Here is a 21,980-nt window from a genome sequence, read left to right as displayed (position 1 = left end):
TTTAAATTACGATTTTTAAATTACGATTTTTAAATTACAAATTACGGAAATTAGAGCCGTAATTCGTAATTGAATCTCGTAATTCGTAATTGACTCTCGTAATTCGTAATTGGTTCTCGTAATTCGTAATTGGTTCTCGTAATTCGTAATTAAATCTCGTAATTCGTAATTAAATAAAAAAAGTTGTAATGAAAAAAATATCTATTATCCTTTGTTGCCTTTTGGGGTGGCAATCTCAAGCACAAAACACACAAATTTCGCCTGATGGTAATGTAAAAGTTACCTTTGAGCTAAATCCGTCAGGAAAACCTTTTTATAAGATTTGGTACAAGAATCAGGAAGTAATCAAGCAAAGTTATATGGGCTTGGAGCTTAAAAATACTACTGATTTAATTGCTGATTTTAAGGTTATTAAGGAAGAAAAATCTACTTTTGATGAAACATGGCAACCTGTTTGGGGCGAAGAAAGCCATATCCGTAATCATTACAATGAGTTGTTGGTGTCGCTTCATCAAAAGACTTCAGATCGTTTTATGAATATTCGTTTTCGAGTGTATAATGATGGTGTAGGTTTCCGTTATGAGTTTCCTGAGCAGAAGCATCTGACCTATTTTACGGTGGTAGAGGAATGGACGGAGTTTGCAATGACGGGCGACCACACAGCGTGGTGGATAGTAGGCGATTACGATACCCAAGAGTACGACTATACCGAGTCAAAACTCTCTCAGATACGCCTATTAAATCAAGGAGCCATCAATCATAACGCCTCACAAACACCGTTTTCACGCACAGGAGTGCAAACTTCTCTAATGATGAAAACTGATAGCGGACTTTATATCAATCTACACGAAGCAGCTTTGGTAGATTACTCGTGTATGCACTTGAACCTCAATGATTCTAATTTCGTGTTCCAATCGCATTTGACTCCCGATGCTACGGGCGATAAAGCGCATCTACAAGCTCCTTGCCACACCCCTTGGCGTACCATTATGGTTAGTGATGATGCTCGTAATATTTTGGCTTCACGACTGATTTTGAATCTAAATGACCCTTGTGCGTACGAAGACACTTCGTGGATAAAACCTGTGAAATACATCGGTGTTTGGTGGGAAATGATTTCAGGAAAATCTTCGTGGGCATACACCGATGAGTTACCTTCTATTCAACTTGATAAAGTAGATTATACAAAATTAAAGACTAACGGAAAACACGCCGCAAATAACCAAAACGTACGTAAGTACATCGACTTTGCAGCACAACACGGCTTCGACCAAGTGTTAGTAGAAGGTTGGAATGTAGGTTGGGAAGATTGGTTTGGACATAAAAAGGATTACGTGTTTGATTTTGTAACTCCTTATCCTGATTTTGACCTCAAAGCCTTGAACGAATATGCCCATTCCAAAGGAGTAAAACTGATGATGCATCACGAAACCTCTTCTTCTGTAAGAAATTACGAACGACATATGCATAAAGCGTATCAGCTTATGAATGACTACGGTTATAATGCTGTAAAGAGTGGCTATGTAGGTGATATTGTGCCAAGAGGCGAACATCATTATGGGCAATGGCTTGTAAATCATTATTTGTATGCCGTAACCGAGGCAGCTAAATACAAAATTATGGTTAATGCACACGAGGCAGTGCGTCCTACGGGGCTTTGTCGTACCTATCCGAACCTTATCGGAAATGAGTCGGCTCGTGGAACCGAATTTGAATCTTTCGGAGGAAATAAACCCTTCCATACCACCGTACTTCCGTTTACACGTTTGCAAGGCGGGCCAATGGATTACACTCCAGGAATTTTTGAAACCCAAATTTGGAACGTAAATCCTGACAACGGAAGCTATGCACGTAGTACCTTGGCAAAGCAATTGGCTCTATACCTCACAATGTATAGTCCGTTACAAATGGCAGCTGATTTGCCCGAAAACTACAATAAATATTTAGATGCGTTTCAATTTATTAAAGACGTTCCTGTAGATTGGCAAAAAAGTATCTATTTAGAGGCAGAACCTGGCAGATATATTACCGTGGCTCGTAAAGATAAGCATAGTAACGATTGGTATATCGGTTGCACAGCCAATGAAAACGGACATACATCGAAACTAAAACTCAATTTCTTAGATAAAAACAAGAAATATGAAGCCACCATCTATGCCGATGCCAAAAACGCACACTATAAAAACAATCCTAAAGCGTACACTATTACCAAAAGAAAAGTAGATGCCAACACCACTCTTACCCTCGTAGCTAAAGAAGGCGGTGGGTATGCTGTGAGTATCAAGGAAATCAAATAGACTTACTACCAAGTATGAATTACGAATTTCAAATTACGAATTAGAAAGACGTGATGACATAAAAAACAATCGGGGCAATATAATTCTGCTGAATGTAAAATCCATAGAATTGTAGGTTGTGTTATAAAAAGTATGATGGTAGTTTTGATTGTCAGGCTGAGCGTAGTCGAAGCCTCGTAATTACAGGGCTTCGACTACGCTCAGCCTGACAGAAATATCCACTTTATTAAAGGTATCATACTTTTCACAACACTTCCGAATTGTATTGTCCCGATTGTATATAAAAGAACGTAAGTTGTTTTAAATCAACTATTCTTCTTCTTCGTTTAATTCATCTTCATCAAAAGAGTCATCATCGGAGTTTTGAGTTTCTATATCTGCTTTTGATTTCCCCTTTTTTCCTTTTTTAGGAGTGGTATCATCATCGTTGTTTTTTAGGAACTCCTTGATTTTATTCTCCAGTTCTTCGGTAAGTTCAGGATTATCTTTCAATAGAGCCTTTACGGTATCCCGTCCTTGTCCAAGTTTTGTTCCCTGGTAACTGAACCACGACCCGCTTTTGGTGATGATATCGGCATCCACACCAATATCGATAATTTCCCCTATTTTCGAAATACCTTCGCCGAAAATGATGTCAAATTCTGCGGACTTAAATGGAGGAGCAACTTTGTTTTTAACTACCTTAACGCGGGTACGATTCCCGATAACCTCACCACTTGAATCCTTGATACTTCCCCCACCTGCTTTACGGATGTCCAAACGAACAGAAGCATAAAACTTCAATGCATTACCTCCTGTGGTGGTTTCTGGGTTCCCGAATGTGATTCCAATTTTGTCACGTAATTGATTGATAAATATTACAATACAATTTGCTTTATTAATACTTCCTGTAATTTTTCGCAATGCCTGTGACATCAATCGAGCGTGAACTCCCATCTTAGAGTCTCCCATATCGCCTTCGATCTCACTTTTCGGTGTTAAAGCAGCGACTGAATCCACTACAATCAGGTCTACCGCATTCGAACGAATTAACGCATCGGCTATTTCCAAAGCCTGTTCACCGTGGTCAGGCTGTGAAACAATCAGATTATTGATGTCTACTCCTAATTTCTGAGCGTAAATACGGTCAAAAGCGTGTTCTGCATCAATAAATGCAGCTGTTCCCCCAGCTTTCTGTACTTCTGCAATAGCGTGTAGGGTTAAGGTTGTTTTACCAGATGATTCGGGCCCGAAAATTTCAATGACCCTTCCTTTTGGATATCCTCCAACACCTAAAGCAACATCCAAACCTACAGATCCTGTAGAGAAAGTTTCAATTTCTTCAATTGGAGCATTTCCCAATTGCATTACAGCTCCTTTACCGAAGGTTTTATCTAATTTTTCGAGTGTCAGTTTCAAAGCATTTGCTTTTGCTTCTGCTGCACTCAATTCTTTTGTATCTTTCTTTGCCATATTTATATATTTTCTTACAAACTGCTAATATACGTTTTATTTTTATTACGCAAAAACATATTAAAAAAAATTACGAATTACGAATTACAAATTATGAAAGCTATAAGCGTAATTCGTAATTTGAAATTTAGAATTATTTCCTCAAGAGTATTCGTAATTCGTAATTTGAAATTGGTAATTTTACTTACAAGATTGATTTCGTTCCTGATGGAATTTTAAAAGGAAAATTTACTTTTTCATTCAAACGAATGCTTTTGAATGATAGTTCTATTTCGGTTTTTTGTAATTCTCCATCCACCATTCTTTGTACGTTGATTTTAATAGTATCTGGAAACAACACACTGTCCACTTCCTGATAGGTATAAGTAACTTCGGATTTTTCTTTTGGATTCTCAGTATTTGTAATTTCAAGGAAACCAATGCGATATGTTTTCGGAGTGATTCCGTAAATGGTTTTTAGGGTGTTTATGTTTTCGGACTGTAAAATATAGTTTTGAGAATCAATAAGTATTATTTTAGTGTTTGAAGTATCTTGATCATAGATATATTGTCCCAATAGCAATCGTTGTAAGTTTTCAAAATTCACTTCAAAACCTAACAAATCGCTGATATGTGAAAAATCGCCATCAAAGTGAGTATTTTCTAAGCGGTTGTAGTAACTTGCTTTTTCGGGAGTGACAAAAACTTTAGCAACTCCCAAAGGAGCTGAAAACCAAATAGCTTTATCTTTTTGCATACGAAAACTCAAAGCGGGGAGCGATGACATATTTCCTTCACTACCGTGAGCCAAAGAAATACTGCCGTTCACCGTAACGAATTTAGGAAAGGCATTACTATGATGTTGAATCAGGGTTCCGACCTTCATTTTTCGGTCAACTTCACCTGCTGAAACGGTACTTTTCTTTGATTTACAAGCAAAAGTCAATAGACCTAATGCTACTAAAAAAACTATTTTTCTCATTCGTATTTATTTTTTACCAGTACTTCCGAAGCCTCCTGTACCACGAATTGTTTCCGAAAGTTCTTGAACCTCAGTAAGTGTTGCTTTTTCATATTTAGCAAAAACCATTTGTGCAATGCGTTCGCCGTTTTCAATTACGAAAGGCTCATTGGAAAGATTTACCAAGATAACTCCAATTTCTCCTCGATAATCTGAATCAATGGTTCCTGGAGCGTTCAAAACCGTGATACCGTGTTTGGCGGCAAGTCCGCTTCGCGGGCGGATTTGTGCTTCGTATCCTTTTGGCAATTCTAAAAACAATCCTGTTTTCACAATCACTCGTTCCAGTGGAAGTATTGTGATAGGAGTGGTTACAAAAGCGTGAATGTCCATTCCTGCAGCTTCTTCCGTCTGATAATTTGGCAATGGATTGTTTGATATGTTTTTTATGTTTACATTCATGTGGTTTAATGTTTTAAACTAAAGGCAAAGGTACAGTTTTATTTTGATTACTCATACAAAGAATCGTTACTAAAAACACATACTATGTTAAAAAAATGCATATTTTTTCATGTCATAACTAATTGATATTCTTTTCTTTCTTAGGATGTATTTTTTAAAAAGATAAAAAAAAGAAAATAGCTTTGTATCAAAACGAAAAAAATTGTACCTTTACGCCTCGAATTATAATTAATCAAACAGCTTATGAAATTAAAATTTTTAACATTGTTCGCGTTTGTGTTCAGTTGGTGTTTAACACTTTCTGCACAAATGGTGTCAGTAAAAGGAACCGTTACTGACGAGGGTAAAGTGCCACTACCAGGCGTAAGTGTTTTGATCAAAAACACTACTCGTGGAGTAGCTACCGATTTTGATGGTAAGTACGAAATCAAAGCAAATCGAGGAGATGTGCTTGTATTCAGTTACTTAGGCTTCGTAACACAAGAAAAAATTATAGGGGGGGGTAATTCTCTGACAATCAATGTTTTACTTGTTGAAGAAGCAGAGCAGCTTGGAGAAGTTGTAGTTACAGCGTTGGGAATAAAAAGAGAGAAAAAATCTCTGGGATACGCTTTACAGGAAGTGAAAGGAGACGCCTTAGTAGAAGCAAAAGAAACGAACTTAGCTAATGCTTTTTCTGGTAAAGTAGCAGGTTTACAGATTGTTAGAGGAAGTAACGGACCTGCTGCATCTTCTAAAATAGTACTTCGTGGTAACAACTCTTTGACAGGTGATAACCAGCCGTTGATTGTTGTTGACGGTGTGCCGATGGATAACTTTACAGGGGCTTCAAACAACGACTTTTGGAATCCAACCAATGACATGGGAAATGGTTTGGGTGATTTGAATCCAAACGACATTGAAAGTATGTCAGTTTTGAAAGGACCTGCCGCTGCTGCTTTGTATGGTTCACGAGCAGGTAACGGGGTAATCTTGATTACTACCAAATCAGGGAAAGCCCGTGAAGGGTTAGGAATTACCTATTCTTCTTCAATCGGTTTTGAAAATGTATTTATGAAACCCGATGTTCAAAATGTTTTTGGTCAAGGAGCTGACGGAAACTATGATCCACTTTCAGCTTCAAGCTGGGGGCCAAAAATTGAGGGACAAATGGTAGAAGATTGGAAAGGAGCTCGTATTCCGTTAAGAGTTCATGATAATGTAGAAGGATTTTTAAACACGGGTGTGGATGTTCAACATTCAGTGTCTTTCCAACAACAGGTTACCAATGGAACGTCTATCTATTCTTCATTAACGCACGTTGATAATCAAAGTAGTATTCCTGGGGCTACATTGGAGCGTTTAAATTTAATCAGTAGAGCGATTTCTCGTTTTGGAAAAGATGAAAAATGGACAACTGACTTCAAGGTGCAATATATCAACTCGAAAGTTAAAAACCGCCCAATCGGAGGACAACGAGATATAAATGTCTTCAATTCTATGTTAAATCTTCCTGTAACAGTTGATGTCACAGAATTTTCAAGGGCTATAGATGATTACGGCAACCACATTTGGTATAACACAAGTGGTTTGAATCCTTTTTGGTTGGCAAAATACAATACCAATGAGGATTCTCGAGATCGTTTTATGATGAACGGTTCGGTTAAATATCAGTTTACCGATTGGTTAAATGCTGAGGTAAAAGGAGGTACGGATTTATACACTACAAACGTAGAAAATAAAACCTATGGAAAAAGCTCATTAACGACAACAGGTCGTTACAGTTTAGGAAAAGATACTTTTAATGAGACAAACTTAAGTTTCTTGTTTAGTGCTCAAAAGAACGACTTGTTTGGGAAAGTAGGTATGGCTGCAACTTTTGGAGGTAATTTGATGAAACGTCATAGTTCAGGGTTATCCATTGATGCTGGAGAGCTTGAAGTGCCAAATTTGTTTGTAGTAACTAACTCTAAAGGAAATCCCGGAGTGAGCCAACATTACAGAATGCACAAAATCAATTCATTCTATGGAACATACCAAATCAATTACAATCAATATGCATTCTTAGATATCACAGGGCGTAACGATTGGTCTTCTACTTTGAGCAAAGCAAATCGTTCATTCTTCTATCCTTCGGTGAGTACTTCCTTAGTATTTTCTGAAATGCTTGAAAAAGAGTACGATATTAAACCAGAATGGTTTAACTATGGTAAGATAAGAGCATCTTACGCAGTGGTAGGGAATGATATGGGGCCTTACCAATTGTATAACTTTTACAAAATAGGTAAAGATCCTAATGGAAATACTACAGCAACTACCAACGATGTTCTATATAACTCAAACGTAAAAAATGAGTTGATCAAGTCATGGGAGATCGGTGTGGATGCTAAATTCTTTAACAATCGTTTAGGGATTGATCTTTCATTCTATAAATCAAACGCAACCAATCAGTTGTTGAATATTCCATTGAACTCCATGAGTGGTTACAAAGCCATGAAAGTAAATGCTGGAGACATTGAAAATAAAGGTTTTGAGTTAATGCTTACAGGTCAACCAATCCGTGGTGAAAAATTCTCTTGGGACATGGTTGTGAATGCTTCAAAAAATATCAATACTGTTAATTCTTTAGTAGAGGGTTCTGAACCTGTAACCCAGTATGGATTAGGTACTTTTGATAATATTCAAATTTTGGCAATGTCAGGTGAGCGTTATGGAGTAATTTACGGAACTAAATTTGTTAGAGTTGAAGACATAGCGAGCCCTCATTACGGACGTATCATTGTGGATGAACACGGTGCTCCTAAAGGAACTGGAGAAAAATATATCTTAGGAAATCAACAACCGGATTTCTTGTTAGGTTTTACAAATACTTTCACATACAAGAACCTATCATTAAGTATCCTTGTTGATGGTCGTTTTGGAGGAAAAATATTCTCAGGAACTAACCATGGTTTAAAAACAAGCGGACGTTCAGCGGCTACTGTAGTAAATGGAGAGCGTGCTGACATTGTCTATAATGGTGTTGTAGAAAGCGGAAATGGTTATCAAGAAAACACCAAAGCGATTTCGCCTCAAGATTTTTGGGTAAATCGTATGGCATCAAGAACAGGAAACTTAGGTATTACAGAAGAAAACTTGTTTGATGCAACAAATATTCGTATCCGTAATCTACAATTGAATTATCGTTTACCTGATGATTGGGTGAAAGGATTAGGAGCCCAAAGTGCAAAGGTTGGAATGTCTGTAAATAACGTAGTGATGCTAAAAAGTTACTTGAACGGTGTTGACCCAGAGTCTGTGTTTGCTACAGGAACTAATGCAGTTGGATATGAAAACTTCTCTTCTCCAACAATGCGTTCTTATTATTTCAATGTAACGGTAAGTTTTTAATATAAAAATAAGGGATAAAATGAAAAATAAATATATTTTAATTGGATTGTTGGGAGCGTTTTCCTTGTCTTCTTGTGATGATTTTGAAGAAATTAACGTGGATCCAACAGCTGTTGGGGTGGAGCAAGTACAGGTGGAGTATCTAATTAACAATTCCATCATAGGAGCTCAGCAAAATCCTCACGTATCGGAAAGGGCATTTGTTCTGTATTGGAAAGCAGCAGGTCGTATGGACAGAATTAGTGGATTGCCAACAGGTTCATACAATAATGATTGGTCAACTGATTATTATAATTCTTTGTCTGATTGGTTAAAAAATATCAATACAGCGATACAAGTAGCCGAAGAGAAGAAAGCATTAGGCAAAAATGAACCTTATTCTGAAAACTTGCTTCAAGTAGCTCGTATTTGGAGAGTTTATTTGATGAGTGAGGCTACCGATAATTTTGGTCCAATGCCCCTAAAAGGATTCCAAGGGGTAAATCCTGATTTCAATAGCGTTGAGGAAATTTATGGATTTATGCTCAAGGAATTAGAAGAGGCAACTGCGAAATTAGACATGGGTGTAACAGGGTTATCTCAAAACGTTAAAAAGCAAGATCCTGCGTACAAATATGACTTTGCAAAATGGAAAAAATACGGAAATTCAATGCGTATGCGTTTATCAATGAGATTGTCGGAAGTAGCACCATCGGTAGCAAAAGTTGAATTTGAAAAAGCTGTTAAAGAGGGTTATATCGCTGAGTTAAGCGAAGACTTTGAAGTACAAGAACAGCCTGGTTGGAATGATTTAACAGGAGTAATGACCCGTGAGTGGAATATGCAGTACATATCCACTACACTAAATAACTTGTATGTTGGTTTAGGAGGTGTAAAGTCATCTGTTCAGTTGGCTGAAAAACCAAAAGCACTTGCTAAAATCAAACCAGCAGAATGGTTGGGAGTTCGTTATCAGCACCACATCGCAACAAAAACTAATAACCCTGTGGCGGGCTATTGGTTTGATGGATTGCCTGATGCCATTGACCCACGAGCTTATGCTTTGTATCCAATTCCAGGAGATTTAGACAATCCTGAGTATAATTTATATCCCTCTTGGTCAGTGGATGCCGTAAAGACATTTGAACGTAAATTAATGCCTCAAAAAGATCATGTAACAGATACTATTACCATCAATGGGGCTTTTACATGGAATGCTCATTCATTGGGTAGTTGGGGAGATAAGGCAGGTTTAAATCAGGTGCAATCTTGGCCAGGAATGACACCTCGTTTGCGTAACAATTTGCGTAACAGCACAGCAAAACGTTTATTCTTCGGAGCTTGGGAGTCTTACTTCTTGATTGCTGAGGCTGCTGTAAGAGGATGGAACGTACCAATGTCGGCTCAAGAAGCCTATGAAAAGGGTATTAAAATGAGTTTTGATTATTGGGGAGTGTCTGGTCACTATAATGATTACATCTCTTCAGAAGAATACAATCGTGTGGGAACTTCTGTAAAATGGTCACACACAGCAGAACCCGTAGCTGTTACCATGAAGTATAAAGACGGATATACAGGAGCTGAATCAACTGTATCGTACAATTATCCTGTAAATAATTTATATCAAAACGGAACTGTGAAAAATGATGCTTTGACAAAAATTATCACCCAGAAATTTATCGCACAAGTGCCTTGGCTTCCGTTAGAAGGATGGAGTGACCATCGTCGTTTAGGGCTTCCGTTCTTCGAGAATCCAGCAATAGAAAAACCTTTAGAAAAAATGCCTGCATTAACCGATGCAAACTATATGGAAAGCAAAGTAGCATTTTTCCCACAACGTTTGCCTTATCCTGCTAACTTACAAGCAAATGTAAAAGAAGGATATAATCAGGCAATCAAGCATTTAGGGGGCGAAGATTCCGTATTTACACCGCTTTGGTGGGCTAAAAAACAATAATTTTTTGGTCGTGTTGTAAAAAGTATGATGGAAGTTCTGATTGTCAGGCTGAGCGAAGTCGAAGCCTTATCATTACAGGGCTTCGACTTCGCTCAGCCTGACAGAAATGTCCTCTTTTTTTAAGGTATCATACTTTTTACATCACTTCCAATTTTTTAAAACATAATTGCAAAAAACTGTCCGATTTTTTCGGACAGTTTTTTTGTTGGGCAATAATGACACAAACCAAATCAAAAACGTTAAAAATTGGCTTTGCAGAAAAAAATTTGGAAGAAAACGAAAAAATAACTACCTTTCGCCTGTCTATTAGTAAATTCAAAAATATGTATAAAAGAATCATTCCCTTAGGATGTGTGCTTTTGGCAGTATCTTGTTCTGAAAAGGTTAAAGAACAAGAAGTTAAGATTAACTATCCACAAACCAAAAAGGTAGATACCGTTGATGTTTATTTCGATACAAAAATTGAGGATCCTTACCGTTGGCTCGAAGATGATCGCAGTGAAGAGACTGCCAATTGGGTAAAGGCTCAGAATGAGGTTACCTTTGGTTATTTAGAGAAAATACCATATAGAAAAACGATTAAGCAACGTTTAGAAAAACTTTGGAACTATGAGAAAGTTGGAGCTCCGTTCCAAGAGGGAGATTATATCTATTACTACAAAAATGACGGACTTCAAAACCAAAGTGTTCTTTATCGCAAAGATAAAGACGGCAAAGAAGAAGTTTTCTTGAATCCTAATGAGTTTTCAAAAGATGGAACAACTTCTTTGGCAAATCTTAGTTTTACTGAAGATGGAACACTTCTAGCGTACCAAATTTCCGAAGGAGGTAGTGATTGGCGAAAACTTATCGTCATGAATGCTGTAACTCGGGAAATTATTGGTGACACCTTGGTGGATGTAAAATTCAGTGGCATTTCTTGGAATGGAAAAGAGGGATTCTATTATTCAAGTTATGACAAACCCAAGGGAAGTGAGCTCTCAGCGAAGACCGATACACATAAACTGTTTTACCATAAACTAAATACACCACAAAAGGAAGATAAACTTATTTTTGGTGGCACTGCAGACCAAAAATACCGTTATATTTCTGGCTATGTGTCTGATGATGGGAACTATTTGTTCGTGTCTGGAGCAAATTCAACTTCAGGAAACAAATTGTTTGTTAAAGATTTAAAAAATCCAAAATCGACTTTTGTAGCAATTACTGAAAATTTCGATAATGATACCCAAGTAATTAACAACAAGGGTTCAAAACTTTATTTGGTTACAAACTTAAATGCTCCTAACAAACGTTTGGTAAGTGTGGATATTTCTGATCCAAAACCTGAGAATTGGAAAGATATCATCCCAGAAATTGATAATGTACTATCAGTTTCATTAGCAGGAGATTATATCTTCGCTCGTTATATTGTAGATGCAGTTTCTAAAGTAAAACAATATGATTATGAAGGAAAACTTATCCGTGAGATAAAATTGCCAGGTGTGGGTTCAGCAGGAGGATTCAACGCTAAAAAAGATGAAAAAGAAACTTATTTTTCTTTCACAAACTACAACACACCAGGTAAAATTTATAAAATGAATTTAGATTCAGGAGATTATCAATTATACTGGGAGCCTAAAATAGACTTTAATTCTGATAATTTCGAGTCAAAGCAAGTGTTTTACACCTCAAAAGATGGCACAAAAGTTCCGATGATTATCACCTACAAGAAAGGAATCAAACTTGACGGGAAAAATCCTACCATACTGTACGGTTACGGAGGATTCAATGTAAGTTTAACACCTAATTTCAATATTTCCAATGCCGTATGGCTTGAAAATGGAGGAGTTTATGCTGTTGCCAATTTGCGTGGAGGTGGTGAATATGGAAAAAAATGGCATGATGCAGGAACCAAAATGCAGAAACAAAATGTGTTTGACGATTTTATAGCTGCAGCTAACTATTTAATTACCGAGCAGTATACATCAGCTAATCATTTAGCAATCAGTGGAGGTTCAAACGGAGGGTTGCTAGTAGGAGCAACCATGACTCAACGTCCAGATTTGTTTCGAGTAGCATTACCAGCGGTAGGTGTGTTAGATATGTTGCGTTACCATACCTTTACTGCAGGGGCAGGTTGGGCATATGATTATGGAACAGCAAATGACAGCAAAGAAATGTTTGATTATTTAAGAAGCTATTCACCAGTGCATAACGTTAAATCAGGAGTGGAATATCCAGCCACTATGGTCACTACCGGTGATCATGATGATCGCGTGGTACCAGCACACAGCTACAAGTTCGCAGCAGAGCTACAAGCTAAACAAAAAGGGACAAATCCAGTACTTATTCGCATTGAAACCAACGCAGGACATGGTGCAGGAACTCCTGTTAGTAAAATCATTGAACAAGCAGCTGATGTACAGTCCTTCATTCTGTGGAATGTTGGAGTGAAAGATATCAAATCAGTGGGGAATTAACTCTAAATATAATACTAGAGAACCATAAAACTTCCTTTTTAGGATCGTTTTTAGAAGATTTTTTTCTGAAAAGGGAGTTTTATCCTAATGGATAAATAGTTAAAAAACAATTTTTGAATCTGTAAAAATAACGTATTTTTTTCGTATAAATACAATATAAAAAAAATATATTTTTTTTGAAAATAGATATTATAATTGGTGATTTGACTAAAGAAAATATGATATTTCTTAAATGAATACTTTTTTTTGATGTAAAGTAGAAATTACTAAACATTTGTAAATATAGTGTTAAACTTCAAATTCGACATTCAATAAACTAGAAATAATGTTGTGAGTTTGAAAATTATTGTCTACGTTTGCAGTCCAAACTGTAAAGTTAATTTAAACAATGTTTATGGCAAGAAGATTATTAATAATGTTAACGATACTCACCTTAGTCTATTCCTGCAAACGTGGAGGAGGAGATCATAAAGGAGAGCTTGTTGGCGTTAAAGGAAAAAGTTGGAAACAACCGAGACCTTATGGAATGACCTTGGTTCCAAGTGGTTCTTTTATTATGGGTAGCTCTGACGATGATAAAACAGGTAGTCTAAATGCACCTGTTAAGACTGTGAGTGTTGGGTCTTTCTATATGGACGAAACTGAGATTACAAATAGTGAATATCGTCAGTTTGTCAATTGGGTTCGTGATTCTATCATTAGAACAAATCTCGCCGAATTAGCAGATCAAGTAGGTCAAACGCAAGGTAATGGGGGTGTTGGTGAGTACGCATATCTAAATACAAATACAGAAAACATGAATGCGTATCAGCAATATATGTATAACACATATGGAGACCAGCAGACAAAGAAACTTAATAGAAAAGTACAATTGATTTGGGATACAAACAAGTTTCCCGATGAGTACTATTCAGAAGTTATGGATAAAATGTACCTCCCGATAGAGGAGTCTTATAACGGAAAGCGTATCATGGATGTTGAGAAATTCGTATTCAAATATCAATGGTTGGATATGGAAAAATCAGCTCGTGCAAAAGGAAATCGTAAGGATTTTGTCAAGGAAGAGCTGGTAAAGGTATATCCTGACACAACAGTTTGGATTCGAGACTTTGCGTACTCTTATAATGAACCAATGCACAATCAATATTTTTGGCATGAAGCCTACGGAGAATATCCAGTTGTTGGGGTTACATGGATGCAAGCAAAGGCTTTCTGCGAATGGAGAACCCTTAATAAAAACTCATATTTAAAAGCTAAAGGAGATGATGAGATAAATTCATTTCGTTTACCCATTGAGTCAGAGTGGGAATACGCTGCTCGTGGAGGTCTGGAAGGAGCTACTTATCCTTGGGGAGGTCCTTATACAACGGACGATAGAGCATGTTTCTTAGCGAACTTTAAGCCATTACGAGGTGACTACGCATCGGATAACGCACTTTATACTGTCGAGGCAAGGTCATATGAGCCTAATGGATACAATCTATACAATATGGCAGGAAACGTTTCAGAGTGGACAAACACCACTTATGATCCCAATTCCTATGAGTATATGTCAACCATGAACCCCAACGTAATTGATGAGAAGAATAGACGTAAAGTTATCAGAGGAGGTTCTTGGAAAGATACTGCCTACATGTTGCAAGTAAATACACGCGATTTTGAATATCAAGATTCTGCTCGTAGTTACATAGGTTTCAGAACAGTGCAGGATTTTATGGGTGTTTCTGAAGGGCAACAAGCTAAAACAGCTCGTGGATTTAGATAGGAATCAATAAATTATCAATAAAACAAACTAATCAACATTTAAAAATTTTATCTTATGGCAAAAGGAAATTCAACTAGAAAAAAAATCTTTAATATGGTTTACAGCTTAGGTGCTGCTGTCGTGATCATCGGAGCGTTGTTTAAGTTGACACACTGGACGATAGGTCCACTTAATGGTACCATATTATTGGCACTTGGATTAGGTACAGAGGCTTTAATTTTCTTCATAGCGGCATTTGAGCCTGTTGAGGAGGAGGTAGATTGGTCTTTGGTTTATCCTGAATTGTCAGGGGGAGCTCCTCGTCAAAACTTAGCTACTGCTCAAGTAGTCACTAAAGAAGATAAGGCTTTGAAAGAATCTCTTTCTGAGAAACTAGATGGTATTTTGGCAGAGGCTAAAATTGATGCGAATTTGATGCAATCATTAGGTAAATCAATTGAAAATTTCGCGGGTGCAGCTAAAGAAATAGCTCCTGTAACTACTTCAATGACAGCTACTCATAAATATGGAGAAGAGCTTTCAATTGCTGCATCTCATTTAGAATCATTAAACAGTTTATACAAATTACAATTAGAAAGAACAGAGAATCAGGTAGCAGCTCAGGCTGGTGTTGTTGATAATCTCAATTCATTGAATCAACAAATGGTATCATTCCAAGATAATTTGAAATCCTTGAATAAAGTTTATGGAGGAATGTTATCTGCTATGGGTAAATAATTGTTAACTAACTAATTAAAAATTAATAACTTATGGCAGGAGGAAAATTAACCCCCAGACAAAGGATGATTAACCTTATGTATTTAGTTTTCATAGCTATGTTGGCATTGAACATGGGTAAGGAAGTTTTAAATGCATTTGGATTAGTTAACGAGAAATTTGAGGCATCGAATGTTAGAGCAAACGCAGCCAATATTGCAGCTATAGAGACGCTAGGAAATAGTGCAAGAGAAAATCCTGAGCAGTACGGAGAAGTGTACGAAAAAGCAAAACAAATGCGTGAATTGTCTGACGAATTGTACAGTTTTGTTCAAGAAATTAAAGACGGATTGAACAAAGAGATTGGACAAGAGGACAAGGGTGTTATGGAGAAAGATTATCAAGCAATGGATAAATCCGAGTACACGGACGATTTGTTTTTCAAAGGCGAGGGTTATAATGCTAAGGGACAGGAATTTGTTGATAAAATTGACAGTTACAGAGAAAAAGCCTTGGCTCTTTTAGGAGATGATCCTCGATACGCTGAACTTGTTGCAAAAATTAAAGCAAATTTTAATACCGAAAGCGTTAAAAAAGCAGATGGAACGATAGAAAAATGGTTGGATTACCATTATAAAGGGTTTCCTTATATCGCAACATTAGCAAAACTTTCGATGATGCAATCTGATATCAGATCTAATGGACAAGAGTTCTATGGTATGATGTTAGAAGGTAATTTGAAAGCTCAGATTTCGATGACTAACTATACCACTTTACTGGAACAAGGAAAAGGGGCGTACTATCAAGGAGAAACTTTTGATGGAGCTATTGTTTTGGGAAGAAAAGATGCTTCAACAAAGCCAAATGAAGTAGAGTTGTCATTGGATGGTAGAAAATTATCAGCAAATGAGTTTGATATTCAGGATGGAAAAGTGAAGTTGAAAGTGAATGCAGGAAATGCTGGAGAACATAGAATTACAGGTAATTTACACTTTGATCAAGATGGAAAACGTATTTCTGTTCCTGTAGATCAAACATTTTCAACAATTCCAAAACCTAATGCAGCTGTAATTTCTGCTGATAAGATGAACGTAGTGTATCGTCCGTTGGAGAATCCAATTACAATTTCAATGCCTGGGGTTGCTGATAACAAAGTTACGGCTTCGGCACCTGGATTATCTAGAAAGTCAGGTACAAGTTACGTTTTGAAACCAGGACAAGGACGGGAGGTAACAATTAATGTAGTAGGAGAAATAGATGGACAAAAATTCTCTTCATCACGTCAGTTCAGAATTAAAGACGTTCCTCGTGCGGTAACCGTACTTGCTGGACAATCAGGAACTGTTAAAATGCCTAAGGCGAACTTAGCAGCAATGCCTGTGGGAGCAACCATTGAGGATTTTGATTTTGAATTGAAGTATACGGTTACGTCATTTAAAGTTTCTGTTCCAGGACAACCTTCTGTTCAAGTGAATGGAGATAGAATGAATGAACAAGCTAGGGCTGCAATCGGTAGAGCAAGAAAAGGAGATATTATTCAAATTTTTGATGTTAAGGCAAATATTCAAGGTGCAGCTGGATATGTACCACGACCACCAGCTCCGATTTCAGTTGAAATAACAAACTAAAATAACAATTAATGAAATTTCAATCAAAAAACGTAGTTCTTTTTGTAGCGTTTGTTTTAATTGCTAATCTTTCTTCAGCTCAGGCGAATTTGCTTAATGCTAAAAAGGTGGAAGATATTGGTAAGAAAACAGAAGCTCAAATTGATGCAGACAATGATAAACCATTACCTTACGGGTATGTCGATGAGAGAGATATTCTTTGGTCTGTGGAAACTTGGGAAATTATAGACCTGAACGAACGAGTAAATTTTCCGTTACTTTTCCCAATAGATACCTTGGATGTAAGTACTTATCGCCGTCCGTTGTTTGATGTTATTATGAAAAACGTTAAGAATGGTAAGTTAGACATCTACAGAGATTCTCATTTTGCTGAGAGGATAACCTTAGAGAGTATCAAAGCCAGTTTAACTAAAGAGGATTTGATGGATGCGGGTTACGACCAATTGAACGCAGGTGAACAGGTTTCTGAGGAGTATAAAATTCGTCGTGATTTAACTGCGGGTGATATTGCTCAATACCGCGTGAGAGGTTGGTGGTACTTTGACAAACGTCAAGGAGAGCTCAAATATCGGATTTTAGCAATTGCACCAGTGGCTCCGGATGTCAACTTTATTGATTCAGAAGATGCTCAGGCTTCTTTGATTGAATTGTTTTGGATATTCTACCCACAAGCAAGAGAGATTCTGCATGAGGCTAAGACTTTCAACAGAAAGAATGATGCTAAACCAATTTCCTTTGATCATTTGCTAAATGCAAGAATGTTTAGCGGAGTTATCTATAAGGAAGCAAACGTTTATGGTGACAGACCAATCAACGAGTATTTACCGGGTAATTCGTTATTCCAGCTCTTAGAATCTGATAAAATAAAAGAGAAAATCAGAAGTAGAGAGCACGATATGTGGGCAAATTAATATTAAAAAATAAATTTTATAAAAAACTGTTTTGAGGCACTGAGTTGTTTCGGAACAGTTTTTTCTATTAAGGATAAATTCGATTATTGTATGTTTGATTTTATTATTGTTGGAGCTGGGTTGGCAGGTGTTTCTTTTGCCCATATATTAGAAAATGAGAACAAGACGTTTTGTATTATCAACAATCATTCACAATTGGCGAGTTTGGTGGCAGCAGGGGTGTATAATCCAGTTGTTTTAAAGCGTTTTACTCCTATATGGAAAGCTGATGAACAGGTAGATTTGTTACATAACTTTTATGACCAAATGGAACAAAAATTGAGCAAAAAAATACGTATTGAGCAATCTATACTTAGAAAATTTAATTCAATTGAAGAACAAAATAATTGGTTTCACGCTTCTGATAAACCAATTTTGTCAAGATATTTGAATCCAAGTATTTTACCAGAGAATAATACACATATTAAAGCTCCCTTTGGGTTTGGAAAGGTTCAATACACGGGAAGGCTTGATGTGAAAACATATTTGACTGAATCTATCAATCGATGGAGGGATGAAAATATATATCATCATAGAAATTTTTTCTATGAGGATTTACATATTGAGGACGATGTTGTTTACTATCAAACCATTTCGGCAAGGCATATTGTTTTTTGTGAGGGTTATGGAGTACTTAAAAATCCGTTTTTTCAATATTTACCTATGAAACCATGTAAAGGAGAAACTTTGACTTTTTACGCCCCTGATTTGGATTTGAATGAAATTCTAAAAGGAGATGGTGTAATTATACCAATAGGGGAGGGGGTTTACAAAATAGGAGCTACATACGAATGGGATGACCTGAGTGATACTATCACTGAAAAAGGTCGTAAGGAATTGGTTGATAAATTAGAAAAACTGATTTCGTGTAGTTATGAAATTATTGAACAGGAAGCCTCCGTACGTCCGACAGTTTCGGACAGAAGACCTTTAGTAGGAAAGCATCCAAAGCATGACAATATGTGGATCCTCAATGGACTTGGCACACGCGGGGTAATGAACGCTCCGTATGTAGCGAAAGCACTTTATCAAACTGTTTTTGAACAAACTGAATTGCTCAAAGAAATGGACGTAGTCCGTTATCAGAAGTTTTGGAAATAAATAATTAAAAATCAGATATTTATCTATATCAATACTTTTGATAAAATAAGAACTTCTTTTTTTGAGCAATTTTCTTGAGCCTATGACTTAAAAAATTGAGTAAAACATTTTGTATGTAATAAAAAAGCATTAACTTTGGAAAGTGATTTTTTAATCTTTTAAAAGAAATAGATTATGTTCAAAGAAAATAAGAAGGTTATGGCAGAGAATACAGCAGCAAGTAGTAACAGAATAGTTACGGATACAAAATTTAAAGGAGAGATAGTATCTAAAACCGATTTTAGAATTGACGGGGAGGTGGAAGGAAATTTCCAAACCAGTGGAAAATTGGTAGTAGGAAAAACGGGAATAATCAAAGGTACAGTGATTTGTGAAAATGCAGATGTTGAGGGAAGAATAGAAGGAACGCTTCGAGTGAATAGTGTTTTAACTTTAAAATCAACGGCTGTTATTGAAGGAGATGTAACCGTTGACAAACTTTCCATAGAGCCTGGAGCAGTGTTTAATGTATCATGCACCATGAAAGGAGGTAATAGACCAACTAGTTTAAATGAAAAACCGACTACCGACAAAGCAATTAAATAAGTGGATACGATTCTCCCAAACGGGGTTGCAAATGGCAGTAACTATTGTTGCTTGTTGTTTTTTAGGAGTTTGGTTGGATGAAAAGTACGTGAGTTTACAACCTCTTTTTACTGTGCTTTTCTCTCTTTTGGGAGTTTTTGTTGCTATTTATTCTGTGATTAGGCAAGTGAAGAATTTTTCTGAAGACTAACCTATGAAGAATTTTGTACGTTTTTTTCTGACAGTCTGTGTAGTAATCGCACTGACCCAGTTTCTTATGGATTTACTGATCAAGCAGTATGCTTTGAATCTTTTTTCTTCTGTTGAGAAAATTTGTTTGTTTCATTTGATATTATCATTAGGGGTATTAACCATTATTTATACTGTACACAGGCTACGTCCAAAATATACTTCTTTTGCTTTTTTGGGGACAGCTTTTCTGCGTATGGGAACCATGGTTGTTTTCGTATTACCTTTAGCTAAAGCTGTGGAGCAAACTCCAATCACAGATGTTATATTTCTTATGGTACCATATTTTATTCTAACCACCATTGAAGCTATTTTTACCGTAAAACTTATTCGAAACGCAACCTAGAATGGTTGTAATAAATTCATAAAGTAAAATAACGAAGTTGTCACTTGTTTTTATAAAACTGATAATCAGAGTATTGTATATGAAAAATATCTATATAATGAAGTTATTTGGTCTATTCTTTTTTGTATTTATGGCAGGAGCAAATGCTCAACAGATTTCAGTAATTCCCCAACCAAACGAGGTTTTTTTTCGAAAAGAGAAGTGTCGTTTGGATAGGACTGTCATTTTTGAAATCGACAAGGCTTTTGATTCATTACAAGAAGAACTATCTCTTCTTTTCCCAACAGATGATAATTCTTCTAAATCTACTCTAAAAATTTCTGTTAAGCAAGATCATTCTATCAACAATCAAGAAGGTTATATTCTTGATATTCAACCTAAAGTGATTATTATTAAGTCCAAAGAAAAGGCAGGTGCTTTCTATGCAATTCAGACTTTGAAGCAATTGGTAGCACAGTCAAAATACAATCGGTCAAATTTCATAACCTGTATGAAAATCAATGACGCACCTCGTTTTGCTTATCGAGCATTGATGGTTGATCCTGCACGACATTATTGGAAGATGGAAGATCTGAAAAAATACATTGATGCAATGGCTCAATACAAATTTAATTTTCTGCATTTACATCTTACGGATGATCAAGGGTGGCGTATTGAAATTAAAAAATATCCGAAATTGACAGAGATTGGGTCTAAAAGAACAGATTTCGAGGGAGATAAACGCAATAACGAAGGGTATTACACACAAGATCAAATGAGAGAATTAGTGCAATATGCATTGCGACGTAACGTTCAAATTATCCCAGAGTTTGACGTTCCAGGTCATAGCGACGCTGCTATTGCGGCCTATCCGGAGTTAAGCTGTAATGATACGATCATTAAAGTACGTAACGTTGCAGGGGTTTCTAAAAATCTGCTTTGTGTGTCCAAAGAAAACGTTTTTAGGTTTATTGATGATGTGATTACGGAACTTTCGGATGTATTTCCGTGTTTGTATTTCCATATTGGAGGTGATGAGGCGCCGCTTGATAAATGGATTGAAAATCCATCGGTACAAGATTTAAAGAAAAGATTACAAGTTACAGATAATCACCAATTAGTTAGCTATTTCTTTTCAAGAGTCAATGAATCATTAGTTAAAAATGGAAAACAACCTTTGGTGTGGTTAGAATTAGAAACGCCTGAATATCCAAAAAACAGCATTATGTATTTATGGCGTTATAATACAACGCCTGAAGTTTTAGAAAGAGCAAAAAAAGATGGCTTTAAAGTCATTTGCTCCCCTGGTGAATATGCATATTTTGATTATCCACAGTGGAAAAATGATTTGCCTAACGTTGGTTGGATGCCTACTTTGACTTTGCAACGCGTGTATGAGTTCAATCCGTCATTTTCTTTAAATAAAGAGGAAGAAAAGCAGTACATCTTTGGTGTGGAAGCCACCCTTTGGGGAGAAAGTGTAAAGGATTTGTTCAGAGCGTTTTATATGACATTCCCCCGAGCATTTGCTATGGCAGAAGCAGGTTGGACAGAAATGCCAAATCGTAGCTGGGAAAATTTTGTCAAAAAATTAGATTTTCAACTGGACTATCTGTTGAAGCAAGGAGTGAATTATCGTCCCCCTGTGGAATTGTATAAAGATAGGTAGTGATACAAAGAGAATAAAAACCATAATTTCATGACAGAATCTGCCCACGTATTTTTACAAGAATATTTTTGTAGTCAATGAATAAATAACTACCTTTGTAGTCTAAAGAACAATC

General features: G+C 36.5%; 16 protein-coding genes. 13 read left to right on the top strand and 3 right to left on the bottom strand.

Annotated features, from left to right (window positions below):
* Positions 1-188: 188 nt before the first annotated feature.
* Entirely contained in the window at positions 189-2,297 is a 2,109-nt protein-coding gene (locus tag CGC52_RS05680; RefSeq protein WP_095893695.1) for a glycoside hydrolase family 97 protein, read from the top strand.
* A gap of 309 nt (positions 2,298-2,606) precedes the next feature.
* Here CGC52_RS05680 and recA read toward each other — a convergent pair whose 3' ends face one another.
* From recA to dut, 3 genes are all read right to left on the bottom strand, one after another.
* A complete protein-coding gene (gene recA, locus CGC52_RS05675; protein WP_042009445.1) occupies positions 2,607-3,749 on the bottom strand; it encodes a recombinase RecA in 1,143 nt (380 codons plus the stop codon).
* A 184-nt stretch (positions 3,750-3,933) separates the two neighbouring features.
* On the bottom strand, positions 3,934-4,710 hold the full coding sequence (locus CGC52_RS05670; protein WP_095893694.1) for a DUF4292 domain-containing protein: 777 nt from the start codon (positions 4,708-4,710) through the stop codon (positions 3,934-3,936).
* A gap of 6 nt (positions 4,711-4,716) precedes the next feature.
* Positions 4,717-5,151, bottom strand: coding sequence for a dUTP diphosphatase (gene dut, locus CGC52_RS05665; protein WP_042344032.1), 435 nt, complete (start codon positions 5,149-5,151; stop codon positions 4,717-4,719).
* Positions 5,152-5,394: 243 nt separating this feature from the next.
* On the opposite strand from dut, the gene CGC52_RS05660 reads away from it, so the two are divergent.
* From CGC52_RS05660 to CGC52_RS05605, 12 genes are all read left to right on the top strand, one after another.
* Positions 5,395-8,520 carry a SusC/RagA family TonB-linked outer membrane protein gene (locus CGC52_RS05660; protein WP_095893693.1) on the top strand — a complete coding sequence of 1,042 codons (3,126 nt, stop codon included), beginning with the start codon at positions 5,395-5,397 and terminating at the stop codon, positions 8,518-8,520.
* A gap of 19 nt (positions 8,521-8,539) precedes the next feature.
* A complete protein-coding gene (locus CGC52_RS05655) occupies positions 8,540-10,456 on the top strand; it encodes a SusD/RagB family nutrient-binding outer membrane lipoprotein (protein WP_095893692.1) in 1,917 nt (638 codons plus the stop codon).
* Positions 10,457-10,779: 323 nt separating this feature from the next.
* Positions 10,780-12,918, top strand: a complete 2,139-nt coding sequence (locus tag CGC52_RS05650) for a prolyl oligopeptidase family protein (RefSeq protein ID WP_095894470.1) — start codon at positions 10,780-10,782, stop codon at positions 12,916-12,918.
* 388 nt (positions 12,919-13,306) lie between these two features.
* Positions 13,307-14,683 (top strand): gliding motility lipoprotein GldK, encoded by a 1,377-nt coding sequence (gldK, locus tag CGC52_RS05645; protein ID WP_042344029.1) that lies wholly within the window; start codon positions 13,307-13,309, stop codon positions 14,681-14,683.
* Between the two features lie 54 nt (positions 14,684-14,737).
* Entirely contained in the window at positions 14,738-15,400 is a 663-nt protein-coding gene (gldL, locus tag CGC52_RS05640; RefSeq protein ID WP_042007222.1) for a gliding motility protein GldL, read from the top strand.
* Between the two features lie 32 nt (positions 15,401-15,432).
* A complete protein-coding gene (gene gldM, locus CGC52_RS05635) occupies positions 15,433-17,007 on the top strand; it encodes a gliding motility protein GldM (protein WP_042007223.1) in 1,575 nt (524 codons plus the stop codon).
* Between the two features lie 11 nt (positions 17,008-17,018).
* Complete coding sequence (gldN, locus tag CGC52_RS05630; protein ID WP_042007225.1) at positions 17,019-17,918, top strand: gliding motility protein GldN; 900 nt, start codon at positions 17,019-17,021, stop codon at positions 17,916-17,918.
* 90 nt (positions 17,919-18,008) lie between these two features.
* Positions 18,009-19,058: an FAD-binding oxidoreductase gene (locus CGC52_RS05625; protein ID WP_095893691.1), complete on the top strand. Its 1,050-nt coding sequence runs from the start codon at positions 18,009-18,011 to the stop codon at positions 19,056-19,058.
* 174 nt (positions 19,059-19,232) lie between these two features.
* Positions 19,233-19,643 carry a polymer-forming cytoskeletal protein gene (locus CGC52_RS05620; protein WP_095893690.1) on the top strand — a complete coding sequence of 137 codons (411 nt, stop codon included), beginning with the start codon at positions 19,233-19,235 and terminating at the stop codon, positions 19,641-19,643.
* Positions 19,609-19,833 (top strand): AtpZ/AtpI family protein, encoded by a 225-nt coding sequence (locus CGC52_RS05615; protein ID WP_082021442.1) that lies wholly within the window; start codon positions 19,609-19,611, stop codon positions 19,831-19,833. Before CGC52_RS05620 ends, CGC52_RS05615 begins: the two co-directional genes overlap by 35 nt.
* Positions 19,834-19,836: 3 nt before the next feature.
* Complete coding sequence (locus tag CGC52_RS05610) at positions 19,837-20,217, top strand: hypothetical protein (RefSeq protein ID WP_147362941.1); 381 nt, start codon at positions 19,837-19,839, stop codon at positions 20,215-20,217.
* A gap of 97 nt (positions 20,218-20,314) precedes the next feature.
* Positions 20,315-21,865: a beta-N-acetylhexosaminidase gene (locus CGC52_RS05605; protein WP_232751850.1), complete on the top strand. Its 1,551-nt coding sequence runs from the start codon at positions 20,315-20,317 to the stop codon at positions 21,863-21,865.
* The last annotated feature ends 115 nt before the right edge of the window (positions 21,866-21,980 follow it).

It is taken from the genome of Capnocytophaga sp. H2931, assembly GCF_002302535.1.
In the GTDB taxonomy this organism is placed as follows: domain Bacteria; phylum Bacteroidota; class Bacteroidia; order Flavobacteriales; family Flavobacteriaceae; genus Capnocytophaga; species Capnocytophaga canis.
The sequence above is the reverse complement of the archived record's forward strand: the minus strand, read 5'-3'. Positions and strand labels throughout refer to the sequence as shown.